Consider the following 19,616-nt stretch of genomic DNA (forward strand, 5'->3'; position numbering starts at 1 on the left):
AACGGAAATTTTCTAAATATTTTTACTGGTACGTGCATAAGTATAGAATTTATTGACTATAACAGTAATAACCCCAAAAAAAATAGCCCCTATGTCAAAAGACATAGAGACTATTTCAATTAAGCGTGAAGATCAGAAACTTCTTGTTCTTTCACTTCTTCTACTTTTTCGTTTACACGTTCAATAGTTGCACCTAATGCAGCTAATTTCTTATGGAAATCTACATAACCACGGTCAAGATGTTTTAACTCAGTTACACGAGTATAACCTTCTGATACTAAACCAGCTAAGATTAATGCAGCTGCAGCACGTAAATCAGTTGCGCCTACTTCAGCACCTTGTAAGCTGTTTGGACCGTTCATAATAACAGAACGACCTTCAATTTTAATATCAGCATTCATACGACGGAATTCTTCAACGTGCATAAAGCGGTTTTCGAATACCGTTTCTGTAATCATGCTTGTTCCATCAGCTTGTAGTAATAATGCCATCATTTGTGATTGCATGTCTGTTGGGAAACCTGGGTGAGGCATAGTTTTAATATCAACCGCTTTTAACTTATCTGGGCCGATAACACGTACACCTTCGTTTTCCTCAATAATTTTAACACCCATTTCTTCCATTTTCGCTGTAATTGAGCGTAAATGTTCAGGTACAGCATTTTCAATTAAGATGTCTCCACCAGTAATTGCTGCTGCAACCATGAATGTTCCCGCTTCAATACGGTCAGGAATAATAGAGTGGTTTGCACCATATAATTTATCAACGCCTTCGATACGAATCGTTCCAGTTCCAGCTCCGCGTACTTTCGCTCCCATTGCATTTAAGAAGTTAGCTAAGTCAACGATTTCTGGTTCTTTCGCTGCGTTTTCAAGAATTGTTGTCCCTTTTGCTAATGTAGCTGCAGACATAATGTTTTCTGTCGCGCCTACGCTTGGGAAGTCTAAGTAGATTTTAGCTCCTTTTAGTTCTCCCTCAACATATGCCTCAACAAAACCGTTACCAACCTGTACTTTTGCTCCCATTGCTTCGAAGCCTTTTAAATGTTGGTCAATTGGACGTGAACCGATTGCACATCCACCAGGAAGTGCAATACGAGCACGACCATTACGTGCTAATAATGGTCCCATTACTTGAACAGATGCACGCATTTTACGTACATATTCAAATGGTGCTTCAATGTTTAGTTCTTTAGAAGAATCGATTGTTACTTGATTATTTTCAAATACGACTTCAGCATTTAAATGACGTAATACCTCATTAATTGTGTATACATCAGACAAAACTGGTACTTCAGATAGTACATTCTTTCCATCACTCGCTAATAGGGCTGCAGCGATTATAGGTAATACAGCATTTTTTGCGCCCTCAACACGCACTGTGCCGTTTAACCGCTTTCCGCCACGGACGATGATCTTTTCCAAATTATTCCCCTCCGTGTCCTTTTTTCAGTATCTATTCACTCAATACTCAGAAGTTATGATCGGTGTGCCAACCACAATTGTATCTTTGTTGTCTGTAGAACGTATTGCTATTTGCACATTTATTTTCTCTCTATTTGTTGAAAGAGCGTCATCCCACTTTTTATTGTATGCGGAGACTGACACAAATGCTCTTTCTTCTACTTGTTCGATCGCTCTTGCTGAAAGATCTTTCAAAACCTGATTGGTTTTATTTTGCAAAACACCTTCAATCTTATCATTCAGTACACCTTGAACACAAGTGTAAATTATAGGTTTTTCACTAAAAATTTTATCCACTTTTTGAACATACTTCGGGTCCCATTTCGCCCCACTTACTTCAAAGATAATGAAAGTGTTTTCTTTAGTATTTTCTTTACTCCAAGTTACTACTACTCGTTCTTCATGAGAAGCAAACTTTTTATAGGATGTAGCTTTATATCCATCTGGAGATTGCTCTACTTCCCACTTTTGAATATTTGCCTTGTCCTTCACATCGTTTAACAACTTTTGAAACGTATGTATATTAGAAATTGTTTTTGTTTCTCTAGCTAACCATGACCATTTTTCTACTTTAGCATCATTTTTCTCTAAAGCCTTAATCATGCTCTCCATTTTCTGTTCATCGCTTATCGGTTTCATCTCTCTATATCCAACCAAAAATAAAACAACACTAAGTGCAACAATAAGAATGGCTTTAAGCTTCAATTTCATCCCCTCCTATCCCCATTGTTAACGGAGATTTGAGGTTCTATACACTTACTTTACTAAATACGTTAAACTCTTCGAATAGCCTAAATAATCAAGGAAAAAGTTACTTACAGATGTCCCAATTGCAATTGTAATTAAGATGAGTAATACTCGCGTCTGCAGCACTTTTCCGGACTTCATTAAACGCTCAATGTGAATGCCTTGCAAAGCCCACCACGTAATGGTAATAAACAATAAATGCGAAACAATGGCAATCAGTGCTTGTTGCCCTAAAAGTTGTGCCAAAAAATCGACCCCTTTTTACTCAGCTACTACTTATGAAAGAATATAAAAACGATACCATAATAAGTAGGAGCCACACTTTTTCAAATGCACATAGACATCTTACATTTTACATCGTGATTTTCTTTCAAAAAACGTATATCTACATTACAAGTTAACACAAAATAAAAAGCGCAGAGTACTGACTCCACACCTTTTATTTTCACTATTGTACCACGTTCCCTAAGAAGAAGAAATCTTTCATTAATGGAAAATATTCATAAAAGAAATTGTACCCAATCATCGGCATAATCCCTAGTATTACAATCGAAATTGCACAAAGACTCATAACAACCTTTATATTTAACGGTAACCGTATCCTCTCTTCTGTCTCTCCGGTGCGGAAAAACATTTGTTGTAAAATACGGAAATAATATACGAATGAAACAACTGTCGTACCCATCATAATCGAAGCTAGTACGTAATGTGCTGGCTCTACATGAAGCGCGCCTAAAAAGATGTTAATCTTTCCAATGAAGCCAGCCGTCCCTGGTATCCCGGCCAGCGATAAAATAAAGATTGTCATCATGATCGCTGCAAATGGTGATTTCTTATATAATCCGGTGAAAATCGTTATATTTTCCTTATCGTTTTGTAAGATTAAGCTGTGGATAATGGCAAACGCGCCTATATTCATAAGCATGTATGCCAGCATATAAAACCACATGCTATCCAGCGTAAATGGTGATAATGCCACAAGTGGAACGAGCAAATACCCAGCATGCGCAATACCTGAATAAGCAAATAAACGTTTTATGTTGTATTGTTTTAACGCGACTACATTCCCAACAATCATCGTTATACTTGCTAGCACCGCAATATATATACTCATATGCCCATATAAAGATTGCATATCTCCTTGTATTAATACACTTGCAAAAACCATAAGGAACAAACGAATAATGAGTAGGAACCCAGCAATTTTAGAAATCGTTCCAAGAAAAGCGGTAACAGGTGTAGTCGCTCCTTCATACACATCAGGTGCCCACATATGAAACGGCACTGTGGCAATTTTAAATGAGAGACCGACTAGCAATAAAAGAAATGCGAGAGCTAGCAATAACTGAATACCACTAGCGAGCTCCCCAGTGAGTACCTTTTGCATATCTACAATGTTAGTTGAACCTGTAATACCGTATAAATAACTCATTCCGAAGAGCGTGATCGCCGTTCCAATTCCTCCGCTAATGACATATTTCATTGCCGCTTCATTTGATGCACGGTTCTTTTTTCGTATTCCGACTAAAATATAAGAAGAAAGTGAAAGTAACTCTAAACCAACGAAAAGGGTGATAAAGTCAACACTAGAAGCCATGAACATCGCGCCAAGGAGTGCCATTAAAAATAAGTAATAATATTCGCCCTTATCTTCAATCGGATTCTTCTTATCATCGCTCATTGCGATGCATAAAATGAGAGCTGAGGCGCCTAATAACAACGTTTTAAACCCTTTTGAAAATCCATCTAACACAAACGATCCATTTAAAATATCTCCAGCTGGTTCGCTATATAGCGTAATTAATGAAACAATTGCTAATACGATGGCAGCGATCGCACCAAGAGCTACATATCTATGGTTCAGCTTAAAAAACAAATCACATATGGAAAGAAGGATGGCGGCCCCGAGAATAATGAATTCTGGCACCATTAGATGCCACGATAAGCTAAGTAACGTATTCATATCCATCCTACTTCACCCCCAATGTTTTCAATGTATTTTGAAGCGGATCCCCTAGTATCTCTGGCATAACCCCAATTGCAATAATACAAAAGATAAGTAGTAAAACAGGGACGTACTCCCATCCGTGTATATCAGATTTTGCTTCCCATTCTTTCTTTCCAAATGTCACTTGAAGTGTCGCTCTTAATACGTATACAGCGGTTAAAATGATGCCAATCACACCGACTGCAGCAATGACGGGCTCTCCTTGAAATAAACCGAGAAAGGCAAGAAATTCACTAACAAACCCAGACATCCCTGGTAATCCAAGTGATGCCATTCCTCCTGCTAAAAAGAATCCGCTAAGTATCGGTACACTTTTCGCAAGTCCGCCTAGCACCGTAATATCCGAAGTTCCAAATCGTTGTTCTATAACACCTAGCAAGAAGAAGAGCAAGGCTGCAATTAAACCATGTGATACAACTTGGAATAGCGCTCCTTGTGTACCAGGTGCATTAAGTGACGCAAGTCCCATTAATACAATTCCCATATGCGAAATACTAGAGTAAGCGAGTACTTTCCTAAAGTCCGTTTGGATGAGCGCTAAAAAGGCACCGTATAATAAATTAATTACGCCTAATATCGCAATTAGCGTTGCAACATCGTGAAAATATTCCGGGAATAACCCTTTCCCGAAGCGAATAATACCGTACGCTCCAATCTTTAACAAAACACCCGCATGAAGCATAACTACAGCTGGATGCGCTTCTATGTGTACATTGACCATCCAGCGGTGCAACGGAAAAACAGGTAGTTTAATTGCAAAGGCAATCATTATGGCAATAAATACACCAAGCTGCAAGCTACTTGGGATGACGAGTTCTCCCCCTGCGCTTACGCTTCTTAATATCTCTTTCAGCTCCACAATATTTGTTGTACCTGTTTTCGCGAACAAAATTGAGAAAACAATGAGCAAAATAGCTGAGCCAATACCGTTATATATTAAATAACTATAAGCAGCCTTTTCACTCGACAATTTTCCCCACTTCCCAATTAATAAGAACATGGGTGGCAACGTAATTTCAAAGAAGATAAAAAACAACATTAAATTTTGAGCAGCAAAGACGCCGAGCATCCCTATTTCTAGCATGAGTAACAGCATATAAAATGCTTTTAAATTGCTTTTAATAGAAAAGGCTGCAATTGCTGCAAGCATCGCTAGAAGAGCCGTCAGTACCATCATGACAAGCGACAAACCATCAATACCGAGCTCGTAATAAATAGAAAACCACCTTTTATCCACCGCTGTAAAATCTCCGAACTTAATCCATTTCACCTTTTCATCAAATAGTGACAAGCTCTTTCCAGAAGCATATGTACAAGCGAGGACGATGGCGATTCCAAATGGAAGTGCCGTCCCAAATAAGCCAAGCGCCCGCACTGTACGCAATTCCTTTTTCGGTGTTAATACAAGCAATAAAATTCCTAAAAGCGGGGAAAAAATGAAGAACGTTAACAACAAATCATTCATCGTAAATCCCCTCCCGTATAGAGCAAAATAATGACGAGTACAGCGAGCGAAACCGCCGTTACAGTACCGTACACTTGTACATTCCCGTTTTGAAGTTTCGAGCCAAGGTTACTTGTGCCTTTAACTACACTTGCAATTAAAACTGCAATTCCTTCGACTACATACACTTCAAATAAGCGAAGCACACGAGCGATTCCTTTCGTAATAGGGATCACCGTCATGTTGTATAGTTCATCCACATAATATTTTTCTTTCAAAAGATTATAAAGCGAGGTTCCCGTACCCCCAGCCCACTCTCTAGAAATTGATTTCTTGCCATATATGGAATATGCAAGAGCGATTCCCGCAAATGAAACGAGCGTCGCAACAATCATAATCCAAACTGGTCCATGCGCTTCTTCAACCTTAAACCCTACATCTTTCGTCAACCAATCTCCGAGAAACGTCCCAAACCATGGTGTATTTATATATCCTGCCACTACTGCGAGAACGCCGAGAACAATCATTGGATACGTCATAATGCGGGGCGACTCATGCACATCTTCCTTCGTCTTCGCTTCCCCAATAAAGACAAGGAAGTATAGACGAAACATGTAAAATGCCGTTAAGAATGCCGCAAGTACTGCTAATACGAATAAAAAGTAATTACCATTCATCCAAGTCGCAGCCAAAATTTCATCTTTACTAAAGAACCCAGAAAGGAGTGGAACCCCACTAATTGCAAGTGTACCTATCAAAAATAGCGTACCAGTTACTTTCATCTTCTTCTGTAAACCGCCCATTTTGTTAATGTTTTGCGTATGCACGGCATGAATTACACTTCCTGCTGCCAAAAATAGTAGTGCTTTAAAAAAAGCATGTGTCGTCAAATGGAATATACCAGCTACATAACCAGCAGAACCTAACGCGAGCATCATATACCCGAGCTGGCTAACTGTAGAATAAGCAAGTACTCTCTTTATATCTGTTTGTACAAGGCCGATAGAGGCCGCAAAGATTGCAGTGAAAGCTCCGACAATTGCCACTGTCTGCATCGCTACCGCACTTGCCGAAAATAATGGAAACATCGTCGCTACTAAATATACGCCCGCTGCAACCATCGTCGCCGCGTGAATAAGTGCCGACACGGGCGTTGGCCCCTCCATTGCATCTGGCAACCACGTGTGAAGCGGGAACTGACCTGATTTCCCCATCGCCCCGATAAAAATTAATATCGCCGTTATTGTAATCATGTAAGGAGGTAGATCCCCTGTATAAATCGCCCTAAATATTGCGTCATATTCAAAACTACCTGCGTACCAAAAAATTAAAATCATCCCGATAAATAAACCAACATCCCCAATACGGGTCATAATAAAAGCCTTTTTTGCAGCAGTCTTCGCTTCTTCTTTAAAGAAATAAAAACCGATAAGTAAAAATGAGCCAAGGCCAACTAATTCCCAAAATATATAAAGCTGTAATAAATTCGTTGATATAACAAGCCCTAACATCGCAAATGTAAAGAGTCCTAAATATGCGTAAAAGGTTGGTAATCGTTCATCACCTTTCATATAACCTTTCGAATACACATGTACAAGCAGACTCACAAGCGTAACGATAAACAACATTAAAGCTCCTAATGCAGTCACTTCAAAGCCAAATGATATATCCACATCTCCAGCTCTAAGCCACACCCACTTATGCTTCACGCTTGCTTCTGAAAATCTTTCTATTAACACAAGTACCGCAAGTATAAAGGAGAGAAAGACGAAAAAAATACTAAGTACACTGCTTCCTTCTCTAATTTTCTTCCCGAATATAATAAGTAACAAAAACGAAACGAGTGGGAAAAGCGGTATGAGCCATGCATAATCGATCATTGTTTCCTTCCCCCTTTTTCGGTCACAATGCTATCCTTTGAGCGTATCCATTTCATCCACCTGAACTGTCGTACGATTACGATATAAAGCAATTAAAATAGCGAGTCCTACCGCCGCTTCCGCTGCCGCTACAGCCATCGTAAACAGTGAGAAAATTTGACCTGTTAAATTCGGAAATAAGCCTAATTTACTAAACGCCACTAAGTTTAAATTAGCAGCATTTAGCATTAATTCGATACAAACTAATACGATTACTGTATTCCGCTTTGTTAAAGCTCCAAATAGGCCGATGCAAAACAAAATAATCGCAAGTGTTAAATATGCAGAAGCCGGAACGCTACTCATTGGAATCCTCCTCTTTCTCGTCCTTTTTCGCAAGTATAATCGCGCCAACGAGTGCTACAAGTAAAATAACTGAAGTTAGTTCAAATGGGATAATATATTTTGAATAGAGAAGCGTACCGATTTGAAGTGTGTTGTTTTCATGGAGAGGTAAACTTCCTTGTGTGCTCTCATTTGCAAAATCAATATTATTAACAGCGAAATACATAACCGCTCCAAATGCTACAACCGCAAAGAAGATAATCCATTTTCGAAGAGTAAGACGCGATTCATTTTCCGCGTTATGTTTCGTTAACATAATGCCGAAAATCATAATAATTGTGATTGCACCAGAGTAAAGTAAAATTTGTGCAACGCCTATAAATTCGGCTGATAAAAGAAAATACAAACCTGCAATGCTGAGAAATGTTAGAACGAGAGCTAGCATCATGTGCATAACTTTCGTTAAGTTCAACATAAGAACACCGCCGATAATTGCAGTCAAGGATAGTATAAAGAATGCTACAAACTCGCCATTCATGCCTTATTCTCCTTCCTGACGTTTTCGTCGTTTTCGTCAAGCCACTGCAAATTTTTAAATAAGTCATCACGTGAATATTCCGCGAGCTCAAAGTTATTTGTCATGACAATCGCCTCTGTCGGACAAACTTCTGTACATAAATCACAAAGAATACAAATTTCAAAATTAATATCATACGTGTCGATAATTTTTCCTTTTTTCGTAGGATCCGGATGTTTCTTTCCTGTTAACTGAATACAGTCTGTCGGACAAATGTTAGAGCATTGATTACAAACAATACATTTCTCCGGATAGAATTTTTGAATCCCCCGAAAACGGTCTGGCAACGGCAACGGTTGATTTGGATAATCATACGTTACCTTCTTCTTGCTCAAATTACTTAGTGTATATTTTAATCCTTTAAATAGTCCCTTCATCTCTTACTGGCACCCCCCTCATAGATTAGAAGAATAACTCCTTAATCAATGCCGTTAAGAAAATATTTGCAAGTGCAATCGGCAATAATACTTTCCATCCAAACTCCATTAACTGGTCACCTCTTATACGCGGGAACGTAACGCGGAACCAAATTAATAGAAAGACTACACTGCTAAATTTCAAAGCAAACCATACGGCACCTGGGATAAATCCAAGAAACATGACTGGATTCCATCCGCCTAAAAAGAGCACTGTAATTAACGATGCCATCCCGAAGAAATATACGTACTCTGAAAGCATGAAAAACGCCCAGCGAAAACCTGAGTATTCCGTATGATATCCAGAAACAAGTTCTGACTCCGCTTCTGGCAAATCGAATGGCGTCCGATTTAACTCTGCAACTGCTGCAATTAAGAAAACGACGAAGCCAATTGGCTGCACGAAAATGTACCAAACCTTCTCCTGCGCCGCTACAATCTCATTTAAATTCAGGCTACCAGCTAACAACACGATACCAATTACACTCATTACGAGCGGAATCTCATAAGAAATCATTTGCGCCGCCGCACGCATCCCTCCTAAAAGGGAATATTTATTATTCGATGCCCATCCCCCAGTTACAACACCTATCGTCGTAATACCGGAAACAGCGATATAATAAAGTAGCCCGACTCCAATATCGGCAAATTGAAATTTATCAGTGAACGGGATAACTGCCAGCACCATAAATGCTGGCGCAAATGCAATGACAGGCGCTAATATAAACAGTGGTTTATCTGCTGCTTTCGGAATACTATCTTCTTTCAATAATAGTTTTAAAACATCAGCTACCGTTTGCAGTAAACCGAATCGGCCTCCAACCTGGTTTGGTCCAATCCGCCCTTGCATAAACCCCATCACTTTCCGTTCTGCCAAAATTCCATATGTAACGAAGCCAAGGACTGCAAATAGTAGAAGCACCGCTAATCCGAAAAAAATGAAGAAATTCGTCCAGCTTGAAGGTGATTGTAAGAGCGTCTCAATCATTAGCCATCAACCTCCCCAAGTACAATATCAACTCCACCTAAAATCGTAATTAAATTAGCGATGTTTTCACCTTTCAATAACTTCGGTAAAATTTGCAAGTTATAAAAAGATGGCCTACGAAACTTCAAACGGTACGGCTCTTTCTTTCCGTCACTAGCGATGTAACAACCAATCTCTCCGCGCGGCGATTCGATACGTACAAACGCTTCTCCCTTAGGTGCCTTAATAATTTTCGGTACTTTTGCCAGCACTGCTCCATCTTTTGGGAACTGCTGAACTGCTTGCTCAACAATCTTTAAAGACTCCTCGATTTCTTGCATTCGGCAAACGTAGCGATCCCAAGCATCTCCCACGCTTCCAACAGGAATATCAAAATCAAAACGATCATAAATCGAATACGGCTCGTCTTTGCGAAGATCCCAGTTTACTCCAGTGCACCGCAAATTTGCTCCGCTTAAAGAATACGAAATCGCTTCTTCCGCGCTATATATACCAACGCCTTTCACACGATTTAAGAAAATCTCATTACCGCTAACAAGATCATGATAACCTGCCAATTGCTCTCTCATATACGGAACAAACTCTTCCACCTTTTCAATCCAACCATCTGGCGCATCCCACTTCACACCGCCAACTCTCATATAGTTAAAAGTAAGCCGTGCCCCGCATAATTCATTTAATAAATTTATAATCATCTCTCGTTCACGAAACGCGTACAAAAACGGGCTGACCGCTCCTATATCAAGAAGATTCGTCCCCCACCAAACGAGATGGCTTGCAATTCTCCCTAGCTCCATCGCAAGTACTCGCAAGTATTCGGCACGCTCCGGAATTTCAAGTCCCATCATCGTCTCTACAGCATGGCAAATGACGTAATTATTCGTCATGGCTGATAAATAGTCCATTCGATCTGTATAAGGGATAATTTGCGTATACTGTAAGCTCTCAGCGATTTTTTCCGTCCCGCGATGCAAATACCCAATAACCGGTGTAGCTTCTCTAATAATTTCCCCGTCAATCTTAATTACGAGCCTGAACACACCATGTGTACTCGGATGCTGAGGTCCTACATTCAAAAGCATCTCTTCCGTACGGATCATAGCTACACCTCCACATCATACGGTTCATAGTCTTTTCTAAGCGGATGTCCTACCCAATCATCTGGCATTAAAATACGCGTTAAATTCGGATGCCCTTTAAATACAATGCCGAGCAAATCGTATGCTTCTCGCTCCGGCCAGTCAGCCCCTTTCCAAAGCGCTGTCACAGATTCAACTTGCGGTTCTTCCCGGTCTAGCTTTACCTTCACCGCTACCGATTGTTTCTTACCATATGAAAACAAATGAACATATACTTCCATATGTGTCACAAAATCCGTCGCATGTAGCTCTGACATGTAATCAAAAGCAAGTCCTTCATGGAATCGCAGTGACTCCATCACTTCATAATATTTTTCGGGATCCACCACAAGAGTCGGCACATCCTTTGACAGTTTATTAATGTAGGAATCTACTAATGCACCCTCTCCTACCTTCTCCCTAATAGCCTCAACATACTGATTTAAATACGGCTGATTTACGGACGTTTCTTCCCGCTTCGGCTCATCCTCTTTCTTACCTTCAGCTCCCTTTGTCTTCGCTCTTGCAGCCGCTGCTGCTTTCGCTTTTGCTGCTGCAATTGCCTTTGCCTTTTCATCTCCCGAATCCCCATCACCTTGCGAAGCTTTCTGCTTCGCTAATGCTGCCGCTTTTGCCTTGGCTGCTGCCACCGCCTTTGCCTTTGCTTTCGCTTTTTCTTCTTCCGTTACTTCTTCTGTTCCTTCTCTTTTCTGCTTCGCTAACGCCGCCGCTTTTGCTTTTGCTGCTGCCGCTGCCTTTGCCTTTGCTTTCGCTTTTTCTTCTTCCGTTACCTCTTCTGTTCCTTCTCTTTTCTGCTTCGCTAACGCCGCCGCTTTTGCTTTTGCTGCTACCGCTGCCTTTGCCTTTGCTTTTTCTTCTTCCGTTACTTCTTCTGTTCCTTCTCTTTTCTGCTTCGCTAACGCCGCCGCTTTTGCTTTTGCTGCCGCTGCTGCTGCCTTTGCTTTCGCTTTTTCTTCTTCCGTTACCTCTTCTGTTCCTTCTCTTTTCTGCTTCGCTAACACCGCCGCTTCTGCACGTCGTTTTGCTTCTTCTATAGTAATATCATTATTTTTTGGTAGCGCTTTCTCTTTTTCTTGATTTTCTGCCTCCAGCTCACTTATTTCCGCCTCTTGTTTCGCTACAAGGCGTTTTCTCGCTTCTTCTTTTGCACGCCTAGCTGCTTCTTTTTTCAGATCCTCTAAGTCTTTGTTTGGATTACTCATTTATTCGTCACCTGCTTCCCGGTCTTTGCTTCGTAACGAATTTTTTCTTTTAATTTATTAATTCCATAAATTAATGCAGCCGGATTTGGGGGACAACCAGGAATATACACATCAACTGGTACGATTTGGTCTACACCTTTCACAACAGCATATGAATTTACATACGGACCACCTGCTGTCGCACAAGATCCCATCGCAATAACCCATTTCGGTTCGGGCATTTGATCATATAAGCGCCGAACAATAGGAGCCATCTTCTTCGTTACTGTTCCCGATACAATCATGACGTCCGATTGTCTTGGTGAAGTCCGAAAAAATGACCCAAATCGATCTAAATCGTAATGTGATGAGCCTACTCCCATCATTTCAATTGCACAGCACGCCAGTCCGAATGTCATTGGCCATAAAGAATTGCTCCTCGCCCATCCTTTCAACTGCTCCAATGTAGAAAAAAAGATATTTCGTTCTAATTCTACTCGCTCATTTGGATGTAATTCCTCAAAATTTATAACCATTGTAACACCTTCTTTTTCCAAGCATACGCTAATCCAACTAGCAACATTACAACAAAGATGAGCATTTCAATTAATGCAAATAAACCTAGCTTGTCATACGCAACAGCCCAAGGATATAAAAATAAAGTTTCTACATCAAAGATCACAAACAATAAAGCGAAAATATAATAACGAGCATGAAACCGAATATTTGCATCATGAAACGGCTCAATTCCACTCTCATACGTCGTCGCCTTTGCTGCACTTGGCTTATTTGGGCGCAGCATCCTTCCTAATGTAAGAGCCACTACCGGCAGCAATATACCTAATAGCAAGAAAATCAAAACGATCATATAACTATTTTCATATACACTTGCCATTGTGAAACCCTCCCCCCTAAATTAAGAACAAGTTCACATAGTAAACAATATGTCCTAGTTGCAGTAATTATTATTTTTAAATTTTTCTAAATAATGCAACTATTCTAATCATTATAGCAAACTTCAAATTCCTATGTCGATATGTTGGGAGACAGAAACAAGAATTATTAAAATCTATTTTTACAACTCGCTATAACTGTGCAAAATAAATATAAAACTTATATACGCTTTTCAAGAAACCGTAGGTGATATAAATGAAAAAACAAACACATGTAAGTATTCTTATAAGCATTGTATTGCTGTCTATAACGATTCACTACGTAGCGATGCCTTTTCTATATGAATATTCATTTCCTTTTCAGCTATTAATCGGAATGAGTACCCTATTAATTGATATTATCGCTTGTAGTTATATACTTTACTTTTCAAACATGAAAGAAGGGCTATCTCGTTTATTTTGGATTATATTATCCGTTGGAGCTCTCTCTTATTTTATCGGTGATATAGTCGTTGCCTATCAGCGTTTAATTGTAAAGGACTTCTATACGTTCGTTGATCCATCTGACTTTTTTTACTTACTTTTTTTAGTTACTTTTGCATTTGCCTTTCTATACGAAATCATTTATAACCGAGATTTATTAGAAAAACTTTTTATGCTATGTGATATTTGTATTATCGTTACAGCCCAATTTACTTTAAGTTACTACTTACTTATTGAACGAACCATTCACGTTTTTACAACATCCTATATCGACATATTTGTTCAACTTACCTATCCAATGGTTGATTTACTCTTTCTCTTAATAGGAATCAATCTTTTATTCAAACCACTATCCTTATTACCTAAAAAGGTTGGTGCGCTTCTTAGCAGTGCTTTAATTTTATATGCTACTATAGATGCGATTTATGCTTATATAAAATACTTCATACCAGAGTATTCTATGTTTACAGTTACTCCTTTCTATCAAGTAACCTTAGTACTAGTAGCAATCGCCTGTATTCTCCATACAAAAGAACCTGAAAAACAAGAGCAAGTACTACTAACACCTAAAATTGGTGAATCAATCCGATTATCATTGCCTTATATTTCAGTAATAACACTTATTCTTTTTATATTAGTTGAATACGTCTTTGGGCCTATTATAGTAATTGGTCTTATAATAACTTTCTCTTTCGTTCTCATACGTCATAGTTTAGTTCGAAAACAAAATAAAATATTATTGCTAGCTCAAATGCAATTCAACTCAGAACTCGAGAAACAAATTAAACTACGTACAGAAGATTTAGTAGAACAGAAGAATGAACTCTATCATAATCAACAAATGTTTAAATCTTTATACGAGCATCATCCAGATCCAATCTTCACATTAGATTTATACGGCAATTTTCTCAAAGTAAATAACGCTGGTACTACTTTACTCGGTTATCAAACGAATGAATTATTAAACCAGCCTTACTATTCACTCATATACGAAGAAGATTTAGAAGAAATGATTAACTCCTTTCATCGTGTAAAAAAGGGACATTCTATCTCTTTAGAAATACGGGCGTATCATAAAAACAGAGATATTTACTACTTGCACGTTACCGCCGTACCGATCTTTTTAAAAGAGAAAATTTCTGGGGTTTATTTAATGATTAAAGATATTACGGAAAGCAAACAACAGCAAGAACAGATTAATTTTCTAGCATACCATGATACTTTAACAGAGCTTGCAAATCGTCGTGCATTTCATCAACATTTGGAACAGGCAATTGCACGAGCAAAAATATCGAAAAAGCCTTTTGCTGTTATGTTTCTCGACCTAGACCGTTTTAAAGTTATTAATGATACCCTCGGTCATCGAGTAGGAGACCTATTGCTCATCGCAGTAGCAAAAAGGCTCGAAAGAATATCAACATCAAATATGAAACTCGCGCGGCTAGCTGGAGATGAGTTCACAATCCTTATCGAAAATTACAAAAAAAAGCCAGATGTCCAAAAAATGGCTGATATAATTGTAGCGGCCATGAATGAGCCATTTGAAATCGAAAATCAACATTTACAAATCTCACCGAGTATCGGAATTGCAATATATCCTGAAGCAGGTGAAGATCCGCTATCCATTTTGCAGCATGCTGATATGGCCATGTACGAAGCAAAAAATAAAGGAAAAAACGGTAGCTCTCTTTACACGAAAGAACTATATAAAAAAATGGAACGAAAAGCTCGAATTGAAAAAGATCTGCCAATTGCTTTAGTAAACAAAGAATTTCATCTCGTCTATCAACCACAAATTGATACGACAACAAATAAAATCATCGGCGCTGAAGCTTTAATACGTTGGAAACACCCACTATTAGGTGATATTTCACCATGTGAGTTTATTCCAATTGTAGAAGAGACGCCACAAGTAGTCCCACTTGGACATTGGGTATTACAAGAAGCTTGTCTCCAATTAAAAATATGGCATATCCTTGGCTACCAAAATTTAAAAATAAGTGTTAATTTATCCGCAAAAGAGTTCCGACAAGATCAATTAATCGAAAACATTTCACAAATATTAAACAACGTAAGCGTCGACCCAAAATATGTCACACTTGAGTTAACAGAAAGAATTGCAATGATTGACGAGAAAGAAACGTTATTAAGACTGAAGCAATTAAAAGAATACGGTATCCAAACTTCCATTGATGACTTCGGTACTGGGTATTCTTCTCTTGCTTATTTATCAATTTTTCCAATCGACACATTAAAAGTACCGAGAGAATTCACACAATTAGCCGATCATCGTCCTGAAGAACGAGCCATCGTTTCTACAATCCTTTCCCTCGCAAATACTTTAAATCTTTCAGTCGTTGCCGAAGGAATTGAAACCGAAAAACAGCTTAAGTTTCTGCAAAAACATAACTGTAAATATATGCAAGGTTACTATTTCAGTAAACCACTTACTAGTAATCAATTTATAAAGTTTCTACAAAAAACCCCCAGTATGAACAAATAATTCATACTGGGGGTTTTATAGTGCTAAATTTTTTTCTCATAATATTCTTCTGCGATTTCTTCGTAAAAAGCCGCAGATGTTGTGTAGAAATATGGAATTAACCATAAGAATCCAATCCCTAACGTAATACAACTCAATATAAACCAACCGATAAAACTTAAACATAAAATGAAATACTCCATCTTATGCCCATCCATCATACGACGGCTTTCTGTAATAGCTTGATTTATGGAATACTCAGGATGATCATTTATTATAAAGTACGTCATCGCATAAGAGAATGATTTAATGATGCCTGGAATAATAAATAGTAAAAACCATAAGAAAATATAAATGTTCACTACTATATATAATAAAAATGACTTTATAAACTTACTTCCTGCTGTAAACCATCTAAATATATGCCCAATACGCGCGTCTTTTTCTCCAATTATATGTAGCGCTAAATAATAGCCACCTAACGTTAATGGACCTACCATAAAAGTTGTAATAATATCTACTATCATGGAGTTTTTCATATCTTCCCAACCCAAAATTTGTGTAAACGAAAAATCAACAATAAAGTTAAAAGTGATCATTATAACAGAAATAAGTAATGTGGCTCCGACTGCTAATCCCCATTTCCCTTCTAATGAATCTAGTGCTTCTCCTTTTAGATCACTAATCATATTTAGCCTCCTATACACAATAATTCTATTAGTATAGCATGTTTCTATTGCAATTCACCTTTTGAGATGTAGCGATAAAAGTATGCTGTCGTTGTACTCATATACGGACTAAGCCAAAGAAAGCCTATTCCAAAAGTAAGAAGCGCTAAAATAGCCCATCCTATGAAGCTCAGCCATAAAAGAAACAAATCTAACTTATGCCCCTTCATAAGATTCTTACATTCCTTCATCGCCTGCGAAACACTATATTCTGGATTTTCAATCATTACATAGTACGTCAGCGCATAAGAAAAATACATCACAATCATACCAACAATTGAAATCGCTAATAGCACGAAGAAAGCTATTGCAAATGACGTATTCCCTTCTTCACCTAACAATGCAAATAAGCCTATTAACAGCATCGGAATCCATGTACCTGTATATAACAAAATTGCAAGCATTGCCCACATTGTTTTCATCATTCTTTTAAAACCGCGAAATCCTTCAAATAAGTGATCTACTTTAGCATCTTCTCGTTTACTAATCTGTAAAAATACATTTGTATAACCATATGATGTAATCCCATACGATGCGTTACTCAAAATTATCATAATGCAATAAAAAATCCCAAAGGTAATACCTGCTCCAATTGACATCGTTTCCTCTTCAAATGATCCAGTTAAACTTACAACTGAGAGAAATATAATAATTCCTGGAATTAATAGTATAAGCATTGCAGCCATCGAAACGACATAACTTAAAATAAAATATAAAATTGTTGACCCAACACCTAGTCCCCATTTTCCCTTTAAAGAGTACAATGCTTCTCGTTTCATTTCACCAATCATTGATTCATCCCCTTCATAAAATATAAATTGTTGTACACTTCTACTTATACAAGCATCAATATAATTATACCAGTTTTGTAAAATTCTCCATAAAATAGACAAAAAATCCGTAAAGGCAAGGGCCCTTACGGATTTTTTTTACTTCATATCAGAAACGTTTAAACGGTTCACGGCACGTTGCAAGGCCATTTCTGCACGTTTAAAGTCAACATGTGCTTGTTTATCTTGCATACGTTGCTCAGCGCGACGCTTCGCTTCATTTGCACGATGGATATCGATATGGTTTGCTTCTTCAGCAGATGATGATAATACAGTCACTTTATCTGGACGAACTTCGATAAAGCCACCACTTACTGCTACATAATCAGTGTGTCCACCATTTTTCAGACGAACTGCACTAATTTTTAATGGTGCAACAGTTGGAATGTGACCTGGTAAGATCCCCATTTCCCCACTCTCTGCTTTTACACTTACCATTTCTACTTCTTTTTCGTAAACCGGTCCATCAGGAGTTACAATACTGACTGGAAATGTCTTCATACTTCGTCCCTCCTAAGGCCTTACGCCATCATTTTCTTCGCGTTTTCAATAACTTCTTCAATGCCACCTACTAAGCGGAATGCATCTTCTGGAAGGTCATCATATTTTCCTTCTAGAATTTCTTTGAAACCACTAACTGTATTTTTTACAGGTACGTAAGAACCTTTTTGACCTGTAAACTGCTCAGCTACGTGGAAGTTTTGAGATAAGAAGAATTGAATACGACGAGCACGATGTACAACTAACTTATCTTCTTCAGATAACTCATCCATACCTAAGATAGCGATGATATCTTGAAGTTCTTTATAACGTTGTAAAGTTTGTTGTACTTGACGAGCTACTTCATAATGTTCTTCTCCTACGATTTCTGGAGACAGTGCACGAGATGTAGATGCTAATGGATCTACGGCTGGGTAAATACCCATTTGTGTTAAACGACGCTCTAAGTTTGTTGTTGCATCTAAGTGAGCGAACGTTGTAGCTGGTGCTGGGTCAGTATAGTCATCGGCTGGTACATATACCGCTTGGATAGACGTGATAGACCCTTTATTTGTAGATGTAATACGCTCTTGTAATTGACCCATTTCTGTTGCAAGTGTTGGTTGGTAACCTACCGCAGATGGCATACGACCAAGAAGGGCAGATACTTCAGAACCCGCTTGCGTGAAACGGAAGATGTTATCGATGAACAGAAGTACGTCTTGTCCTTGCTCATCACGGAAATGCTCAGCCATTGTTAAACCTGTTAATGCAACACGTTGACGTGCTCCAGGTGGCTCGTTCATTTGTCCGAATACCATCGCAGTTTTCTTGATTACGCCAGAATCGCTCATTTCGTGGTATAAGTCATTACCCTCACGAGTACGCTCACCTACACCAGCGAATACAGAGATACCACCGTGCTCTTGTGCGATGTTGTTAATTAATTCCTGAATTAATACTGTTTTACCTACACCGGCACCACCGAATAGGCCGATCTTACCACCCTTAATGTAAGGAGCAAGTAAGTCTACTACTTTAATACCAGTTTCAAGAATTTCTACTTTAGTAGATAATTCTTCGAATGCAGGTGCTTGACGGTGAATTGGATCACGGTGTACATCCGCAGGAAGTTCACCATCTAAGTCAATTGCATCACCTAATACGTTGAATACACGTCCAAGTGTTACATCACCAACTGGTACAGAAATTGCTTTACCAGTATCTTCTACTTCTGTGCCACGAACAAGTCCATCTGTGGAAGACATCGCAACTGTACGAACTGTATCATCACCTAAATGAAGTGCAACTTCAAATGTTAAGTTCATGCTTCCGTTTTCGTTGCTTTGTTTTACCGTAAGGGCGTTGTAGATTTCTGGTAGCTTTCCGCCATCAAACTTAACGTCTACAACCGGACCCATGATTTGCGTAACGCGCCCTTTATTCATCGGGTTCCCTCCTAGCTTTCTTTTAATTAGCCAGCTTTCTAAGAGAAGTTGGCTTTTAATTTTTTATTAGTTTAGCTTACGCGACTCTTTTGAAAGAGCCGCTTC

19 protein-coding genes are annotated in these 19,616 nt (G+C 38.6%); 1 reads left to right on the top strand and 18 read right to left on the bottom strand.

Annotated features, from left to right (window positions below):
• Window positions 1-119: 119 nt before the first annotated feature.
• From murA to nuoA, 14 genes are all read right to left on the bottom strand, one after another.
• On the bottom strand, window positions 120-1,424 hold the full coding sequence (murA, locus tag BCG9842_RS26175) for a UDP-N-acetylglucosamine 1-carboxyvinyltransferase (protein ID WP_000411275.1): 1,305 nt from the start codon (window positions 1,422-1,424) through the stop codon (window positions 120-122).
• Window positions 1,425-1,463: 39 nt separating this feature from the next.
• Window positions 1,464-2,168 carry a YwmB family TATA-box binding protein gene (locus BCG9842_RS26180; protein ID WP_000767912.1) on the bottom strand — a complete coding sequence of 235 codons (705 nt, stop codon included), beginning with the start codon at window positions 2,166-2,168 and terminating at the stop codon, window positions 1,464-1,466.
• A gap of 51 nt (window positions 2,169-2,219) precedes the next feature.
• The gene (locus tag BCG9842_RS26185; protein ID WP_000057889.1) at window positions 2,220-2,456 is read right to left on the bottom strand and encodes a DUF1146 family protein; all 237 of its coding nucleotides are present in this window, start codon (window positions 2,454-2,456) and stop codon (window positions 2,220-2,222) included.
• Between the two features lie 202 nt (window positions 2,457-2,658).
• A complete protein-coding gene (gene nuoN / locus BCG9842_RS26190) occupies window positions 2,659-4,173 on the bottom strand; it encodes an NADH-quinone oxidoreductase subunit NuoN (protein ID WP_041488185.1) in 1,515 nt (504 codons plus the stop codon).
• Window positions 4,174-4,180: 7 nt separating this feature from the next.
• The gene (locus BCG9842_RS26195; RefSeq protein WP_000998944.1) at window positions 4,181-5,683 is read right to left on the bottom strand and encodes an NADH-quinone oxidoreductase subunit M; all 1,503 of its coding nucleotides are present in this window, start codon (window positions 5,681-5,683) and stop codon (window positions 4,181-4,183) included.
• Window positions 5,680-7,542: an NADH-quinone oxidoreductase subunit L gene (gene nuoL / locus BCG9842_RS26200; RefSeq protein WP_000568237.1), complete on the bottom strand. Its 1,863-nt coding sequence runs from the start codon at window positions 7,540-7,542 to the stop codon at window positions 5,680-5,682. The genes BCG9842_RS26195 and nuoL overlap by 4 nt, the downstream gene beginning before the upstream one ends.
• 30 nt (window positions 7,543-7,572) lie before the next feature.
• Complete coding sequence (nuoK, locus tag BCG9842_RS26205; protein WP_000100079.1) at window positions 7,573-7,887, bottom strand: NADH-quinone oxidoreductase subunit NuoK; 315 nt, start codon at window positions 7,885-7,887, stop codon at window positions 7,573-7,575.
• Window positions 7,880-8,404 (bottom strand): NADH-quinone oxidoreductase subunit J, encoded by a 525-nt coding sequence (locus tag BCG9842_RS26210; protein ID WP_001012827.1) that lies wholly within the window; start codon window positions 8,402-8,404, stop codon window positions 7,880-7,882. The genes nuoK and BCG9842_RS26210 overlap by 8 nt, the downstream gene beginning before the upstream one ends.
• The gene (gene nuoI / locus BCG9842_RS26215; RefSeq protein ID WP_000677191.1) at window positions 8,401-8,820 is read right to left on the bottom strand and encodes an NADH-quinone oxidoreductase subunit NuoI; all 420 of its coding nucleotides are present in this window, start codon (window positions 8,818-8,820) and stop codon (window positions 8,401-8,403) included. Before nuoI ends, BCG9842_RS26210 begins: the two co-directional genes overlap by 4 nt.
• A gap of 25 nt (window positions 8,821-8,845) precedes the next feature.
• Window positions 8,846-9,847 (bottom strand): NADH-quinone oxidoreductase subunit NuoH, encoded by a 1,002-nt coding sequence (gene nuoH / locus BCG9842_RS26220; RefSeq protein WP_000573426.1) that lies wholly within the window; start codon window positions 9,845-9,847, stop codon window positions 8,846-8,848.
• Complete coding sequence (gene nuoD, locus BCG9842_RS26225) at window positions 9,847-10,947, bottom strand: NADH-quinone oxidoreductase subunit NuoD (protein WP_000621463.1); 1,101 nt, start codon at window positions 10,945-10,947, stop codon at window positions 9,847-9,849. The genes nuoH and nuoD overlap by 1 nt, the downstream gene beginning before the upstream one ends.
• A 2-nt stretch (window positions 10,948-10,949) precedes the next feature.
• On the bottom strand, window positions 10,950-12,188 hold the full coding sequence (locus BCG9842_RS26230; protein WP_000070268.1) for an NADH-quinone oxidoreductase subunit C: 1,239 nt from the start codon (window positions 12,186-12,188) through the stop codon (window positions 10,950-10,952).
• Complete coding sequence (gene nuoB, locus BCG9842_RS26235) at window positions 12,185-12,703, bottom strand: NADH-quinone oxidoreductase subunit NuoB (protein ID WP_000236332.1); 519 nt, start codon at window positions 12,701-12,703, stop codon at window positions 12,185-12,187. The genes BCG9842_RS26230 and nuoB overlap by 4 nt, the downstream gene beginning before the upstream one ends.
• Window positions 12,694-13,062 (bottom strand): NADH-quinone oxidoreductase subunit NuoA, encoded by a 369-nt coding sequence (gene nuoA, locus BCG9842_RS26240; protein ID WP_000179273.1) that lies wholly within the window; start codon window positions 13,060-13,062, stop codon window positions 12,694-12,696. Before nuoA ends, nuoB begins: the two co-directional genes overlap by 10 nt.
• Window positions 13,063-13,316: 254 nt before the next feature.
• Between nuoA and BCG9842_RS26245 the strand changes: the two genes are divergently transcribed.
• The gene (locus tag BCG9842_RS26245; protein WP_000744994.1) at window positions 13,317-16,046 is read left to right on the top strand and encodes a putative bifunctional diguanylate cyclase/phosphodiesterase; all 2,730 of its coding nucleotides are present in this window, start codon (window positions 13,317-13,319) and stop codon (window positions 16,044-16,046) included.
• Between the two features lie 23 nt (window positions 16,047-16,069).
• On the opposite strand, the gene BCG9842_RS26250 is transcribed toward BCG9842_RS26245, so the two are convergent.
• The 4 genes from BCG9842_RS26250 to atpD form a co-directional block, all read right to left on the bottom strand.
• Window positions 16,070-16,714: a DUF975 family protein gene (locus tag BCG9842_RS26250; RefSeq protein ID WP_000622477.1), complete on the bottom strand. Its 645-nt coding sequence runs from the start codon at window positions 16,712-16,714 to the stop codon at window positions 16,070-16,072.
• A 44-nt stretch (window positions 16,715-16,758) separates the two neighbouring features.
• Window positions 16,759-17,544, bottom strand: coding sequence for a DUF975 family protein (locus BCG9842_RS26255; protein ID WP_000578834.1), 786 nt, complete (start codon window positions 17,542-17,544; stop codon window positions 16,759-16,761).
• Window positions 17,545-17,682: 138 nt separating this feature from the next.
• Window positions 17,683-18,084 carry a F0F1 ATP synthase subunit epsilon gene (atpC, locus tag BCG9842_RS26260; protein ID WP_000847214.1) on the bottom strand — a complete coding sequence of 134 codons (402 nt, stop codon included), beginning with the start codon at window positions 18,082-18,084 and terminating at the stop codon, window positions 17,683-17,685.
• 20 nt (window positions 18,085-18,104) lie between these two features.
• Complete coding sequence (atpD, locus tag BCG9842_RS26265) at window positions 18,105-19,511, bottom strand: F0F1 ATP synthase subunit beta (protein ID WP_001032597.1); 1,407 nt, start codon at window positions 19,509-19,511, stop codon at window positions 18,105-18,107.
• Window positions 19,512-19,616 lie beyond the last annotated feature (105 nt).

The organism is Bacillus cereus G9842, assembly GCF_000021305.1.
Lineage (GTDB): Bacteria > Bacillota > Bacilli > Bacillales > Bacillaceae_G > Bacillus_A > Bacillus_A thuringiensis_S.